The sequence below is a fragment of the Brachyspira pilosicoli genome (genome assembly GCF_008016535.1).
GTDB classification, from domain to species: Bacteria; Spirochaetota; Brachyspiria; order Brachyspirales; family Brachyspiraceae; genus Brachyspira; species Brachyspira pilosicoli_A.
Genome location: NZ_SAXY01000054.1, coordinates 1 through 14,545, shown reverse-complemented (window position 1 = coordinate 14,545; position 14,545 = coordinate 1). Strand labels below are relative to the sequence as shown.

The following is a 14,545-nucleotide window of genomic DNA, read 5'->3' as shown; positions in this document are numbered from 1 at the left end:
ACTATAAATAATTTAAATTCTGTGCTATAATCTCTTTTCATAGTAGCATCCTTTTTATTTGTTTTATGTTCAAAATATTATAACAAGGATACTGCTTTTTTTATACTAAAAAATGTCCAATATCTCACACTCCTTAACATCTTTTTCTTGACTTTAAAATTATTTTGTGTATAGTAGTTAACGCAAGACAAATTAAATATGCTATCAATCAAAAGCCTGAGAAACTTTTGTAAGCATTAAAGGTCAGAAAATGAAAGACGATAGAGGTATAATACTATCTTCTAAAGAGTTGTATACTCAGAAGAAAATAAGATGTAATAGTTCTTTTAATTTAATAAGCTTGAAATGCGGTACAAGTGTGAAAAAATATCTCTCAAATATTTTCTGTCCTGCTTGTATTTTGTCTTGCAATAAAAATAAAGCCTTGTACCGCTTTCTATATATCTTTTTGATTTTAAAATTCGTTAAAATATTTATTAATTTAGTTTTGAAAGAAATCTAATAAAATTTATATAAAAAATACAATAAAAAAAGAGGCTTAAAAATTATTTTTAAACCTCTTTATTTTTTATTTAATAATTATTATTTTACCACCACTTTTTAGATAAATCTCTTTTCTTGTTATATTCTGGAAGTACAATACTTGGCTTAACATTTTCTGTATTATTTTGATTATTATAATTTACAGTGCCGCCTAAATATTCAACTATAGTATAATAAGAATTATTAGCAGCTATATCTGAAGCAGTAAAATTATCATCGTTTACTATAGTTTTATCAGCATTAAACTCTTCAACCAATAATACAACAGCTTCCATATTACCATAATTAGCAGCATAATGTAATGGAGTGTATCCTAAAGAATCTTTTTTGTTAATATCTATTTGTCCATTAGTAATTAATGATGATAATATATCATTATCGCTTAAAATGATAGCATAATAAATAGGAGTAATTCCTTCGTTGTTTTCTACGCTTGCCAAAGAAGAATCAGCCTCAAGCAAAGCATTAACAGTATTAACATCGCCGTACATAGCAGCATAATGTAAAACAGTATTTCCGTCAGAGTTTGTAAGTTTTGTATCTGCACCATTTGCAAGAAGAAGAGAGATAGTATCTGTTTGATTTTTTATAGAAGCCCAATGTAATGGAGTATCTTTCATGCTGTCTGCTTCATTTATTAAAGTATTATCTTTATTTAGAAGAATATTAATAACTTCATTGTTTCCATTTGCAGAAGCTATATGTATAGTAGTAGCACCGTCTATATCGTCTTTTGCTCTTATATCGCTTCCAGCCTCTATTAAGGCATTAACTATATCAGCATTTCCAGTATATGAAGCAACAAGTAAAGGAGTAGCTCCTCCCAAATACCAATCATCAGCACTGGCCTCATAAGGAAGTTTTATCTCTGTGTCTATATCTTTGTAGCTAAGTAAAACATTAACTACGTCTAAATTGTCATTTAATACTGCTATATGTAATGGAGAATAACCTTCTTCATCTGCAAAATTAGGATTAACATTTTCTTTTAATAAAGCATTAACAGCTATAATATCATTATTTTTTACAGCTATTAAAAGTTCTAATTGTTTAGGGTCTAAATCTACTGCAGCAGGAGCAACTATGCTTCCATTTTGAGTGGTATCTAATTCATTATTTAATTCATCTTCTGTAATAGTTTCAGTAGTAGTTTCTTCTGTTTCTGTAGTTTCTTCTTCTGTAACTTCGTTATCTTCTCTGTCTATTTTTCCGCCTGATAAATAAGTTTTTATAGTTTCATCTTTAGCATAATTAACAGGAATGTTGCCGTCTTTTGTAAGGCTATTTTTATCAGCACCATTATCTACTAAAGCCTCAACTGTTTGAAGTGAAGCAAAAGCAGCAGCATAATGTAAAGGAGTCCAATTATCTACATCTTTAGCTTCTATATCAGCACCATTTTCTATAAGAAGAGCAACAGTATCAGCTCTATCTTTCATAGAAGCCCAATGTAATGGAGTGTTTCCTTTATTGTCTACTTCGTTTATAATTGCAGCATCTCTATCTAATAGAATCTCAATAACATCATTTTTTCCATTTGCCGCAGCTAAATGTATAGCCATACATCCATCAACATCATCTTTTGCCTTAATATCTACATCTTTTTCTATTAATGCATTTACAATATCAGTATATCCCAAATATGAAGCTAGTATTAAAGGTGTAGCTCCTCCTAAATACCATCCGTCTATTGAAACTTCTATTCCTAATTTTGAATTAATATCAATATTTTCATTTTTTAAAAGTTCCATCACGGTATTTAAATCATTATTAGCAATAGCTCTATGCAAAGATGTATATCCTTCCATATCAGAAGCATTAATGTCAATGTCTGGAGAACTGCTTAGTATTGTAGAAACATTTTGATAATCTTTTCTGTTTACAGCATCAAATAAACTTTGCTCAGCTTCTGTTAAAGCAAACAACGAAAAATTAAAAACCAATAATACTAATAAATATTTAATATACTTCACCTTTATACTCCGAGAAAATATTATTATATAAGTATATTAAATAATTTATAAATAGCAAGCATAAAATATTTACAATCCTTAAATTATAGCTTATGCCAAATCTTTTTTAAAAATACTACAGCTATAACAGCAAAAATACCTAAAACAATAAGCTCAAATACACCCTCTACTATATCATCTAAATTATCTAACAAATAATAATTTAAATATCCTGCATTTCCTCTAAACATAAAAAACATACTAGCAATTAAAAATATAAAAAATATTGATACTAAAGATATTATTACATATTTCATATAATATTCTCCTTTTTTAATTATATTTAATTATTTAATTAATTTTTTTTAATCATCTTTATTTCTTTTAATATCATAAACTCTAGCACCATCTCTTTTTACTATATCATTTCTATTATCTTCTTCCTCATCTTCATCTCTATGGTAAGAAAATCTCTTTGAACTGCTTGAATCTTCTCTTAGAATTTTCTTAATAAAATACATAGCCGCAAGTATCATAGCTATAATACCTAATATTTGAGCAAGATCTTCAAATATAAACTCAAACGTATCTTCTATTAAATCGAAACCATAAACAAAATTATATGATATTATAAATATAATTATTTTCTTCATTATGTCTCCAAATACGAAAATTAATTAGATTTTCTTGAATGCTTCTTTACAAAATAAAATATAACAGCTATTATCACTATTATACCAATCACCTTAGCCAAATCATCAAATATAAAGTCAAAAGTATCTTCTATTAAATCAAAACCATAAGCCTTTAATCCAACAACAAAACTCATAGCCAAAATTATTAAACTTCTCATAAATAATCTCCTTTTTTTATGTATTTAATGAATTATTTAACCTTATATTATAATTATAGTATATTTTAATTGTTTTGTAAAGAAGCATAAATTAATTTTACAAAAAATATTATATTGTAAATATAATGTAAACTATATTACGCTACATTTTATACAATTTTTAAGAACCTTACTTAAACTTTAACTTGTAAAAATACACAATCAAAGCAGCTGAAATTGTTAGAAACATTCCTATAACAGAATAAGCATCTATTAACTCATTGAAAAATAAAACGCTTATCAAATAAGAAAATATAAGACCTGTATAATTGAATATGCTCACAGTAGAAACAGGAGCTTCTTTATAGGATACTGTTAAAAAGAATTGACCAAAGCCAGCAAATACTCCTATTAGAATAAGCATAAAAAACTCATGCAAACTAGGCATTACAAAGCTCTTAGTAAAAATTAAAGAAAAAGCAGTAGATATCAAAGAAAAATAAAGTATTATAATAGAGTTTCTTTCTTTTCCTTTAAGATAACCTATCATAGTGTATGCCAATCCTGCAAACATTGCTCCGGATAATGCTACTAAAGAAGGAAATATATTAGAATTAAAAGAAGGCTTAATAACAAACATCGCACCAATTATAGCTATTATTAGTGCGAGCCATTGAACTTTAAAAATCTTTTCTTTTATTATGAGAAATGCAAAAAATGTTGCCCAAAAAGGAGAAGTATTTTGAAGTATAGAAGCATCTGCTAAAATCATATTATTAAAAGCATAGAATGATGCCACCACTCCAAAAAAACCAAATAAAGACCTTAATATTAAAGGTATAATGCTTTCTTTGTTTGGCAAAAAACTTTCTTTATTTTTTAATAACACAATTATACTGATTATCATTATTATTAAGTTGCGTGAGAAAACCTGCTGCATTACAGGAATGCTTTTACCAGAAATTTTTACGCTCATCTGCATCAAGCTAAAAGATAAAGCAGAAAGTATCATTAAAAATATTGCTAATTTAGTTTTATTTTTCATAAATCCCCATTCATTATATTAATTAAAAATTTTAAGTTTTGTAAAGAATATATTTTTTAATTATTTGCAGGGCTTTGCCCCGCACCCCACTTCTTTTATTGATATAAAAGAAGCAAAACAACTGCATTTATTAAATCAAAATATAATATCGTATTAAGTTTTATATGTATTCATAACATATTAGTTTAAAAAACTTGCATTTTTCACAAAGCGTATAAAATCATTTCATTTTATTTTCTATAGACTTTATTTTTGCTTCAGTCTTATTCTTTTTAGCAGTATATTTATCATAAAGTGAAGCATTAGGCTTCTCATTGTTTATAATATATAAATGATAGTTTATTGCATCAATTAACTTATTATAATAAAGATAGGCATTCTCATAGTCCCCAATAGATTCATAAAGTTTAGCAAGTTCCTCTATTGCCTCATCATCATTATTATCTATGCTAATTATTTGATTAAGATATTCTATTATTTTGTTTGCATTTTTGTTAAAATCTCTGTTTAATATATTTAAAACTTCTTTTATTAAATCAGTGTTATTATCATTCAAAGCAATTGCATTCTCATAATATTTCAAAGCATTATCATAATCGTTTTTAAGCAAATAAGCCTTAGCTAATTTTTCATTATACAAATAAGAATTAGGCTTTAATTTTATAGCCTCCTCATAATTTAAAATACTCTTTTCTATATCATCATATATAACATTTATTTTATAACTATTATAATACTTTATTCCAAGAACATAAAAATAATAATGATTCTTTTTATTAATATTTTTTAATATATTAGAAATTAAATCATTAGCTTTTTCATTATTAGCAAATAAATATTCCAAATAATCCATATTAAAATAAATATTATCCTTATGAAAACTATAAAACAAATTATAAATATTTTCATTAGATATAATATCTGAATAATATCCAATAAGAGAAATATACTCATCTTCTTTTATATAATTATCCCTAGAAATATTAACATTATTCATTTTATAAAAATCATCTAAAACTTTATTGACAGCATTAAACATATTAGTTTCTCTAAAATAATATTGATTCTCATACCATCTATTAGAATTATTATAAATGATATAATCAAGCAAAAATCCATCTCTAAAATTTTTTATATTATATAAAATAGAAATGTCTGAATTGTTTTTAAGAGTTAATTCTTTTATTTTAGATTTCACTTGACTGTAATTATTATTTTCTTTTGTATCTATAATCTTAAAATCAGAATAAAGAAAAATATTTTTAGTAACTAAATCATAGAGAGCTTTATGCATATAATCGCTATTATTTTGAAATACCATTACAGAGTTTTGTGCGAATGTTATAGTAGTTATTAATAAGAATATAAAAAATATTTTCATGCCCTATATTATATCAAAGATGCCCAATCATAGGAAGACCTGTTATATAATAAAAAAGTAAATTAGTACATGCCCCTATAATAGTACCAGATATTATTCCAGATATAACATCAAAAGGATAATGAAGCCCAACATAAACTCTGCTGAATGCTATTAAAAAAGCAATACTATAAAACAAAAAAAACGAATATAAACTATAACTGCCCATAGAAAAAGATATTGCAAAAGCTACCATAGTATGCCCAGATGGAAAAGAATGCTTATCTGGAGGATACATTATAGGTATTTTTCCATGCTTTTTATACGGACGAATGCGGCTGAAAAAACTCTTTGTGTATAAAAAAACAAATATACATATAATAGCCGATGTTAAAGCCCGAGAAAAATATATTAAAGCATACTCTATCCTAAACATATAAAATATAAGATAAATCACAGGCCACACATAACCATCACCAAGCCTGCTCATAAACTTCATAAAACTCTTAAAAGAGCCTTTTCTATTATCTTTAAAAATCTTTAAAAATAATTTGTCATCTATTTTGGATAATAGTTTTATTAAAGGAAGATTATTGATATATGCTATTCTTTTTCTCTTTCTTCTACGCTTTAAAATTTTTTTTAATCTTTTTCTTTTAAGCCTTTTTTTATGCAGCTCTTTATCATTATCTTTTTTTATATCTTCATCTTGATTATTTATATTATTTTGTTGTTCCATAACCTAAAAAAGCTTATTTCTTTTCTTTAGATTTCTTAGAAGAAGGTAATTTAACATCATTAATAAAATAGAATAATGACTCTATTTCATCTGCTATATTAACATTATTAATAATACAATCTGGTCTTTCTAATAATTTTATAGGAGCGAAGTTTAATACACCCTTAATACCAGCATTGCATATTACATCAAACATTCTCTGTGCTTCCAAATCTGGAACTGTTAATATTGCTATCTCTATTTTGTTATTAATAATAAAATCTTTTAACTCATCTATAGGAAGTATTGGAGTAGGAGCATCTCTGTCTATCTTTTCTGGGTTATGGTCAAAAGCTGCTATTATTTTTATAGACTCATTTTCAAAGCCTCTATAATTAACCAAAGCTTTACCTATTTTCCCATAACCTATTAATATTATATTATGCGATATTTGTTTGCCTAATACATTATCTATCTGCTCAAGCAAATCATCAATATTATAACCGCCTTTTTTATTGCCTGATATGTTAAACAATGAAAAATCTTTTCTCACTTGAACAGAGGTTATTCCTATAGCATCACCTAAGTTATTGGAATATGCTTTGATAAAACCAAAACTCTTCATTCTTCTTAATGCATTTTTATATTTTAATAATCGCATTATTTGTGTTCTACTAATCATTTTAAATACCTCTACAGTGTTTTTTATTACATATACTTATTATATTATATCATAAAAATATTACTGTCAATGATTTATGATTATTTATGTGATTATTTAATAATACAATAATATCATTTTTATATATTTTATTTTGGTATAATATATTATTATATGTATCTTTAAGTATATAAAATATAAACAAAAAGTAAAATATAAATATACAATTTTTTTATTTTTTTAGTAAATATTAAAATTTATTAAAAATTTATTGTGGAAATAATATCTTTTTATTATATAATAATAAGTATGATAGATTATAAAGAAATAGCAGACAAAATAAAAACATCAAAATATGCCGTAGCATTCACAGGTGCTGGCATAAGTGTAGAAAGCGGAGTACCTCCTTTTAGGGGAGAGAATGGGCTTTGGGAAAAACATGGAAGTCAATTTGCTGAAATTTCATATTTTACAAGACACCCTAAAGAAGCATGGCATTCATTAAAAAAAGTATTCTATGAGCCTATAGACAACGTTAAGCCTAATAAAGCTCATTTGGTATTAGCAGAATTAGAAAAAAAAGGCATAATGCGTTCTGTAATCACTCAAAATATAGATAATCTTCATCAAGAGGCAGGAAGCAAAATTGTATATGAACTTCACGGCACGGCACAATATGCTGTATGTATGAAATGTCATAACAAATATAAAATAGATAAAAAAATATTATCAATGGACCCTCCTACTTGTGAGAATTGTAATGCCATATTAAAGCCAAATTTTGTATTTTTTGGAGAGGCTTTACCCACTTACGATTTTCAAAGCTCTATAGAGGATGCTCAAAAATGTGATTTATTTATCATCATAGGCACAGGCGGAGAGGTTATGCCTGCTGCCCAAATTCCTCATATAGCAAAGAGGTCTGGTGCTGTAATTATGGAGATTAATCCAGAGCCTTCTAATTTTACAAATTCAATAGTTGATATTTATGTTAAAGAGAAAGCAGGCGTTGCATTCACAGAAATAGAGAAATATTTATAATTTTTAATTAGCAAACAATAAATCTATTTTAAACTTATCAATGAGAATTAAAAAATATATATACTAAATTATTATATGGAATATTAAATACATTATAAAGTATTGATTTTAGCAAAAAATGCAGTTGTTTTGGTTCTTTTATACCAATAAAAGAACTGGGGTGCGGGGCGAAGCCCTGCTAAATTTAAAACAAAATTATATCTCTATCAAGTTTATGCCGTATTTCTTTTGTAACTCTTTATATTTCAAATTGCATTTTATTTCATCGCCTATTGAACTGCAGCAATTCATCATCACATAAAGCTTACTTCTAACACTGCTGTCATACTCTTCACATAATTGCTTAACAGTCTCATAAACACAATAATCTTTTGCCTCTCCGCATATATATATTTTATCATAATCTTTCATTGTATAAATCCAAGTATGAGAATTTTTAGAAGTATACTTACTTACAACTTCTTGTTTTATAGCTCCATACATTTCGCTAAATTTATCTGTGCCTTTAACTATTCTATTAACTGAAGTATTTTTTGCTCTCTCATAAAAAAGAAGCATATTAGATAATTGTTTTTCTATAAGCCAGCCGTCTGTAGCATATATACAATGATAAGGCCAAACTATTAAGTTTTGACTGCCTTGTGATTTTAATGTTCTTACATAATCAATTTGAATATCTTCAAAAACAGGTATTACTTCTTTATTTTCTATTTTGTCTATTGTAATTTCTGTAAAAGGTTTAACATCATTACCTTCTTTATCTTTCCATAAACAAGGGTGAAATATAGCATCATATCTATGAGTGTCTATTGTGGTGTATATTGCTGAAATTGAGTTTATATTTTCAAAAATGAATTTAGTTATCTTTGCAATATCCTGTTTAGCTCCGCGTACAGGCAATGCACCTTTTTCTGTGTCTACAAAATCTCTCTGAGCATCAACTATAAGCATTGCATAATTATTTTCTGATTTTTTATTATTGCTGCTACTTGCAAACTCTTCTGCCAATTTATATATATCGCTTTGTTTGATTGGGTTTTCTTCTTTAGCTATATAATCTTCGTTAACTATTTGTTTATATTCCATAAATAAATCTCCTTGTACAAGCTTATTTTATATACATCATAATAATATAATAATAATTTTTGTAAAGCATTTTTGTTTTATAATTAATTATTTTAGTATATGGCTAAGCTATAACTCTTATATGTAATTTTATATTGATTTATCAGAAATTAATTTTTATTTTTTTATTATTTATGGGGGCTTTGCCCCCATTCCCCCAGTTCTTTTATTGGTATAAAAGAACCAAAAGAACTGCATTTTTATGAAATCTACCTTTAGGTGTACGTTAAATTTTAGATGTTATATTACATCGAAGATATATTGTAAAATATAAAGTTGTAGTATTTGTACTTTTTGCAACTTTTTGCTACGGGAAAAAGTTGAATAAAAAATTTATACAAACAATAAATTAAAATAATATCAATACTCATTAATTTAGTATTAGAAAGAAATCCATTTTATATGCTTTGATAAAAACTTTATTTGCCGAGAATTATAACAGAACTTTTAATACTTGTTAAAAATACGAGGTGTTGTTATGATGAAAAAAATCTTTGTATTAATCTTAATATCATTAAACACATTAATACTAAATGCAAACATCAATAGCATATTAAATCAAAATAAAACCTACGAAATATATAAAGCTGATTATAAAGAAAAAACATTTAATGCAGTAAGATATATTAATAATAATTATTCAAAAGAAAAAATAAAAGCAAAAAATATATATTCAACTTCAATCATAGATGTGTACTTAGAAAATGGACTAACAGTAGATGAAAAAATATTAAAAGAAATATTATCACAAACAATGAAAGCTTATGAATTAGAAAAATATTTATACGGCGAGATAAAAACAAAATTAATACTTCTTATAATGGACATAAACGGCGGACACACAGGAGCTAAACCATATATGCAGGGCTACTCTATATTTGAAGGCAATTACAGCGAAATAGAAAACGAAAATAAAAACATAATATTTTTAGATTATATAAACGGATGGGATAATGTGGATTCTGTATTAAACACAATAATTCATGAGCTTCAGCATATAATTCATTACAGCAATTTGAGAGAAAGCAAAAAAACAGATTTTGATGTGTGGGTGGACGAGGCATTATCAGAAGCGGCAGTAATAGCATACAGGGGATACTTGCCAGAAAATCGTCTTCAATACTATAACAGTGATTCTATGTATCTTATAACAAAAGGAGATTATTTTGTTAATTGGTCTAGCGGATACACTGTGCATAAATATGCAACTGTTTCGCTTTTTATGTATTGGCTAGCTATACATTCAAAAAACGGCTTTGAAATATATAAAGACATAGCAAACGCTCCAGAAGAATACAAACACACTTACAAAGCAATTTTATACGCTGCAAATAAAAACATAAAGCAGTTTAAAGATTGGAGCGAACTATATGCTGCATGGCTTGAGGCTAATTATAGAAATGAAACAAGCGGTTTATACGGATATAAAGGAATAATAAACACAAAACCAAAAGTGATAACAGCATCTGCTAACTTCCCAATGTCTCCGGGTTCTGCAATATATGTGCATGGAGATTTTTTCTCTGATGACAAACTTCTTAGATATGTTGAGCTTGGCAACAATGTTTATGTAGTTTATAACCCAGATGTTAATGCTAAAGGCAAAGACAGATATTTGATACTAAACTCATATTATTGAGATATACTTAGATAATTATATTTTATTACACAATTTTCTGTTTTATTTAAGTTTTTTATTTGTGGGGACTAGCCCCCTGCGAAGCGTGCCCGTAAGGGTATCACCCCACTTCTTTTGGCGACAGTAGGAAGTACCTGCGACCATAGGAAGTACCTTTAGGTATGGTAGTGCCCCAAAGAAGCAAAAGGACTGCAATTTTATATACTAAAATTATACTGAAAATTATATAACTAATTTTATTAAGCTCTTCTGAAATAAGTCTAATAAAAAGCCCGCCCTAATAAATATTAAGACAGGCTTTTATTAATATATTATTCTTATTCTATTATTATCTCTGTTAATGTTATTTCATAAGTAGCTGAAGCTGATTGCCCTTGATATTCCATAGTACATACTAAAGTATCTTTAGGAGCATTATTATCTGTAAAATCAACTTTATGTTTTAAAGTCGATTTTGCTCCATCTTGTGTAACTTCAGAAGTAAATTCAAATACATTATCAGATACTTTATTAATTTTATCTAAAGCTATTGTTTGCTGAGTAACTCCATCTGTGATACTGCCGTCTGCATTAATTGTAAAAACTGATCCATATGTTGGTGGCATACTAGCATCACCGCTTACTTTAGTTGCGTTAGCTGGGTCTCCCGACCATGTTCCTTGAAACTTAACTACTTCTTCTTTTGTTGGCGGTGTAGGTGTACCTGATCCGCCACCTGTGCCTGAGTTGTTTCCTCCTGTTCCTGTAGAATCTTCATTACTACAACTTACGCCGAATAATGATAAAGCCATTATCATTACAAATATTGATAAAATCTTTTTGTTCATGTTGAACTCCTTTTTAATAATTTGTGTATTTAAACATTATTGCTAATGCTTAATTGCAAAACTTGAAAAAGCAAACAAAATTGCTTTAGTGTGAATAATTGTTTTAATAGAATTGATTAAACTAGCAAAAGATTGCAATACAAAATATAAAAGTGTATTTAATAATTGATAATATTTTTTTAGAGAATTATGCTGTGAGCTGTGAGCTGTGAGCTGTGAGCTGTGAGCTGTGAGCTGTGAGCTGTGAGCTGTGAGCTGTGAGCTGTGAGAGTTAAGCTCATTGATGAAATACTAAATAATTTACTCTTAATCATATAGAAAATTATAGCAAATCTATAATTTTATGTCAACACCTTATATTAAAGAAGCAGGAGAAAAGTGCAAATATTATATTTTTATATGCAGCAGCATATATTAAATATTGCATAATGCCTAAAAATTAGCTAAAAAAATGCAGTTTTTCGCGAAGCGTATCCGAAGGATATAAGGTTCTTTTATACCAATAAAAGAACTGGGGGTGCGGGGGCTAGCCCCCGAAATACAAAATTAAAAATATATGTTTATAACTGCATTAATATTTATTATACTAATTGGCTTTGTTGCAAAATTGCTCTTTTTCAGCACTATAAATTTATCTTTGTCAATCTTTGAATTCTTATAATCTTTTATAAACTTTACTCCATGCTTATTTATATTATTATATTTTATACTAAGCGTTAAAGTTTCTTTTTTGATGTTTAATATATCAAAATAAAATATCTGATTAATCTTATCAAAATTTATATTTTCAATTCTTTCAAACTCTGTTATAATTATTTTGTAATTTTCTCTCTTAAAAAAATAATCATAATCAAAACTTATATTTTTTATTATCTCATAGCTTTCAATAAAAATATTCTCTAAATCTTTTTTTATAGAATCAATAAACTTAAAATTCACTCTCTCTTTTAATTGAAAATTAGTATTTTTGTTTAATGAGATTTTATTGTCATTATTGGTTCTAAAATTTTCAATACTGCTTTTATTTTTTGATAAATCTTCTATTGATAAATTATTAATATTTTTTTTGGTATAATTTAATTTTATATTATCATAAATACTAAAATTATTATTGCTTTCATAAAAAGTAGGCATTATATTTGATATAGAATATATTTCTTTATTATTTAAATTATAAACATAAGAAGTAGAGCCCATATAACCGCTTGAAAGAACAAATGGATAAGCACCTATTCCAATAAACTCTGAATATCTATTTTCCACATATTTGCTTCTCTTCTCTCCTATTAGTTCATTTAATGTTTCATTATCTGAAGTCTCTATATATCTTATTAAATTATAAATTTTGGCAAGAGTATTAAACATTAATAATTTATTAAAATAAGCCTTTTTATTAATCATAGCATCAATGCCATTAGCTGCACTTCTAAAAAGTTTTGAAAGTGATGGTATATCTTTTATTAATAATTGTGTTGCAATATATTCTGCCTTGTCAAAATCATTTTCATTGCAGGAATATATTCCTTTTTTAAAAATATCTTCTACAAACATTTTTGAAAATGAAATTAAATTATAATCTATTTCTTTATATTCTTCTTTTATCTCTTCAAGATTATTATAAAACTCTTTGTATTTTAATATGGCTGCTATTTTATGATAACATAAATTATTATCCTTACAAATAGAGCAGATTGATTTTTCTATACTGCTGTTTTTTTCAAAATAAATTACAGCTTCTTTTAATTTTATTTCTAATATGTTATCTTCTTTTATGTTTGTTTCCGAAGCATTTTTAATAATATCTAATGCATATTCAAAGTTTTTTTTGCTTGAAAGTTTTTTTAATTCATCTACCGAAGTATCTATTATGTAATTAAAATTATTTTTATTAAAGCTCTCTTCTTCTTGAGAGTTATAATCTATTTTAGAGAGATAATCTTTTATATATAGAATTGCTATTATTACATGCTTACAAATAGTTTTTGATGGACAGGAACATACTGAGTATTTTATTTCATTGTTTTTAAATATTACTTCTACATCTTCAAAAGAGATTTTTATATTATTATCATCTAATTTTATGTTTATAATATCTTTAATCTTTTCAAAATCTTTTAAAGCCCTGTTGTATATGCCTTTATTTGTAAGTGATATAAGAAAGTCTTCTTTGCAATATCTTTCTAATTCTTTTAATTTTTGAAACAACTCATCATTCATATTGGTTCTATAATATAATAAAATAAAAATTTTTAAATATATTATTTAGATTAAAATATATGTAAATTATACGATATATAAATTAATAGGAGTGTCATGGAGCCATAGATATTGTACTTTTACTTGCTATAATATTTTTGATTCTTTCTTTGATTGTAATATAACCTAACGAAGAAATCAATCTTTGATTGTTATAAAAATGTGTATATTCTTTTAATTTTTCTCTCAATAATTCTACTGTGATATTTTTATTTAATCGTGAATAAAATTCTCTTTCGTCTATGCCGTGTACTCTTTCTACTACGCCATTGTATCTTGGTGTTGCTATAGGAATATATCTCCTCTCTAATTTATTTTTTAAGCAGTATTCATCAAAAATATTTATTTTAGGAGTATTAATACAGCGATAAGTATATTCTATACCATTGTCCGTTTGTATAGCCTGTATCTTAAAAGGCGAAGTTTTTAAGACATATTTTAAGAAAGATAAAGCACTATAAGGTGTTTTATCCTCATAGATTTGCCTCCAACTATAGCGTGTAGCTAAATCTACAGCAGTGAATTGATAAACTGTTTTTCTGCCTA

At 26.3% G+C, this 14,545-nt stretch carries 14 protein-coding genes; 2 read left to right on the top strand and 12 right to left on the bottom strand.

Going from position 1 to position 14,545, the window contains the following annotated elements; translation table 11 throughout:
* Positions 1-587: 587 nt before the first annotated feature.
* The 8 genes from EPJ72_RS08875 to EPJ72_RS08840 form a co-directional block, all read right to left on the bottom strand.
* Positions 588-2,516: an ankyrin repeat domain-containing protein gene (locus EPJ72_RS08875; RefSeq protein WP_147731816.1), complete on the bottom strand. Its 1,929-nt coding sequence runs from the start codon at positions 2,514-2,516 to the stop codon at positions 588-590.
* A gap of 83 nt (positions 2,517-2,599) precedes the next feature.
* Positions 2,600-2,812 carry a hypothetical protein gene (locus EPJ72_RS08870; RefSeq protein WP_147731815.1) on the bottom strand — a complete coding sequence of 71 codons (213 nt, stop codon included), beginning with the start codon at positions 2,810-2,812 and terminating at the stop codon, positions 2,600-2,602.
* A 48-nt stretch (positions 2,813-2,860) separates the two neighbouring features.
* Positions 2,861-3,148 carry a hypothetical protein gene (locus tag EPJ72_RS08865; RefSeq protein ID WP_147731814.1) on the bottom strand — a complete coding sequence of 96 codons (288 nt, stop codon included), beginning with the start codon at positions 3,146-3,148 and terminating at the stop codon, positions 2,861-2,863.
* A 20-nt stretch (positions 3,149-3,168) separates the two neighbouring features.
* Positions 3,169-3,348, bottom strand: coding sequence for a hypothetical protein (locus EPJ72_RS08860; RefSeq protein WP_147731813.1), 180 nt, complete (start codon positions 3,346-3,348; stop codon positions 3,169-3,171).
* Between the two features lie 169 nt (positions 3,349-3,517).
* Positions 3,518-4,372: a DMT family transporter gene (locus EPJ72_RS08855; RefSeq protein ID WP_147731812.1), complete on the bottom strand. Its 855-nt coding sequence runs from the start codon at positions 4,370-4,372 to the stop codon at positions 3,518-3,520.
* Positions 4,373-4,592: 220 nt separating this feature from the next.
* Positions 4,593-5,753 carry a tetratricopeptide repeat protein gene (locus tag EPJ72_RS08850; protein ID WP_147731811.1) on the bottom strand — a complete coding sequence of 387 codons (1,161 nt, stop codon included), beginning with the start codon at positions 5,751-5,753 and terminating at the stop codon, positions 4,593-4,595.
* Positions 5,754-5,766: 13 nt separating this feature from the next.
* On the bottom strand, positions 5,767-6,471 hold the full coding sequence (locus EPJ72_RS08845) for a phosphatase PAP2 family protein (protein WP_147731810.1): 705 nt from the start codon (positions 6,469-6,471) through the stop codon (positions 5,767-5,769).
* Positions 6,472-6,484: 13 nt separating this feature from the next.
* Entirely contained in the window at positions 6,485-7,132 is a 648-nt protein-coding gene (locus EPJ72_RS08840; RefSeq protein ID WP_147731809.1) for a redox-sensing transcriptional repressor Rex, read from the bottom strand.
* Positions 7,133-7,420: 288 nt separating this feature from the next.
* On the opposite strand from EPJ72_RS08840, the gene EPJ72_RS08835 reads away from it, so the two are divergent.
* Positions 7,421-8,152, top strand: coding sequence for an SIR2 family NAD-dependent protein deacylase (locus tag EPJ72_RS08835; protein ID WP_147731808.1), 732 nt, complete (start codon positions 7,421-7,423; stop codon positions 8,150-8,152).
* A gap of 195 nt (positions 8,153-8,347) precedes the next feature.
* Here EPJ72_RS08835 and EPJ72_RS08830 read toward each other — a convergent pair whose 3' ends face one another.
* Positions 8,348-9,238 carry a nicotinamidase gene (locus tag EPJ72_RS08830; RefSeq protein WP_147731807.1) on the bottom strand — a complete coding sequence of 297 codons (891 nt, stop codon included), beginning with the start codon at positions 9,236-9,238 and terminating at the stop codon, positions 8,348-8,350.
* A 517-nt stretch (positions 9,239-9,755) separates the two neighbouring features.
* Between EPJ72_RS08830 and EPJ72_RS08820 the strand changes: the two genes are divergently transcribed.
* Complete coding sequence (locus EPJ72_RS08820; RefSeq protein ID WP_147731806.1) at positions 9,756-10,916, top strand: peptidase M30, hyicolysin; 1,161 nt, start codon at positions 9,756-9,758, stop codon at positions 10,914-10,916.
* A gap of 317 nt (positions 10,917-11,233) precedes the next feature.
* Here EPJ72_RS08820 and EPJ72_RS08815 read toward each other — a convergent pair whose 3' ends face one another.
* The 3 genes from EPJ72_RS08815 to EPJ72_RS08805 form a co-directional block, all read right to left on the bottom strand.
* Positions 11,234-11,743: a hypothetical protein gene (locus EPJ72_RS08815; protein WP_147731805.1), complete on the bottom strand. Its 510-nt coding sequence runs from the start codon at positions 11,741-11,743 to the stop codon at positions 11,234-11,236.
* A 546-nt stretch (positions 11,744-12,289) separates the two neighbouring features.
* Entirely contained in the window at positions 12,290-13,960 is a 1,671-nt protein-coding gene (locus tag EPJ72_RS08810) for an SWIM zinc finger family protein (RefSeq protein ID WP_147731804.1), read from the bottom strand.
* 94 nt (positions 13,961-14,054) lie between these two features.
* On the bottom strand, positions 14,055-14,545 hold a 491-nt coding region (locus EPJ72_RS08805; RefSeq protein WP_147731803.1), incomplete at its 5' end, for an integrase core domain-containing protein.

Bases quoted from the DNA above. Each gene is read 5' to 3' on its own strand.
- EPJ72_RS08870 (WP_147731815.1), bottom strand. From the start codon at position 2,812: ATGAAATATGTAATAATATCTTTAGTATCAATATTTTTTATATTTTTA.
- EPJ72_RS08865 (WP_147731814.1), bottom strand. From the start codon at position 3,148: ATGAAGAAAATAATTATATTTATAATATCATATAATTTTGTTTATGGT.
- EPJ72_RS08860 (WP_147731813.1), bottom strand. From the start codon at position 3,348: ATGAGAAGTTTAATAATTTTGGCTATGAGTTTTGTTGTTGGATTAAAG.
- EPJ72_RS08855 (WP_147731812.1), bottom strand. From the start codon at position 4,372: ATGAAAAATAAAACTAAATTAGCAATATTTTTAATGATACTTTCTGCT.
- EPJ72_RS08850 (WP_147731811.1), bottom strand. From the start codon at position 5,753: ATGAAAATATTTTTTATATTCTTATTAATAACTACTATAACATTCGCA.
- EPJ72_RS08845 (WP_147731810.1), bottom strand. From the start codon at position 6,471: ATGGAACAACAAAATAATATAAATAATCAAGATGAAGATATAAAAAAA.
- EPJ72_RS08840 (WP_147731809.1), bottom strand. From the start codon at position 7,132: ATGATTAGTAGAACACAAATAATGCGATTATTAAAATATAAAAATGCA.
- EPJ72_RS08835 (WP_147731808.1), top strand. From the start codon at position 7,421: ATGATAGATTATAAAGAAATAGCAGACAAAATAAAAACATCAAAATAT.
- EPJ72_RS08830 (WP_147731807.1), bottom strand. From the start codon at position 9,238: ATGGAATATAAACAAATAGTTAACGAAGATTATATAGCTAAAGAAGAA.
- EPJ72_RS08820 (WP_147731806.1), top strand. From the start codon at position 9,756: ATGATGAAAAAAATCTTTGTATTAATCTTAATATCATTAAACACATTA.
- EPJ72_RS08815 (WP_147731805.1), bottom strand. From the start codon at position 11,743: ATGAACAAAAAGATTTTATCAATATTTGTAATGATAATGGCTTTATCA.
- EPJ72_RS08810 (WP_147731804.1), bottom strand. From the start codon at position 13,960: ATGAATGATGAGTTGTTTCAAAAATTAAAAGAATTAGAAAGATATTGC.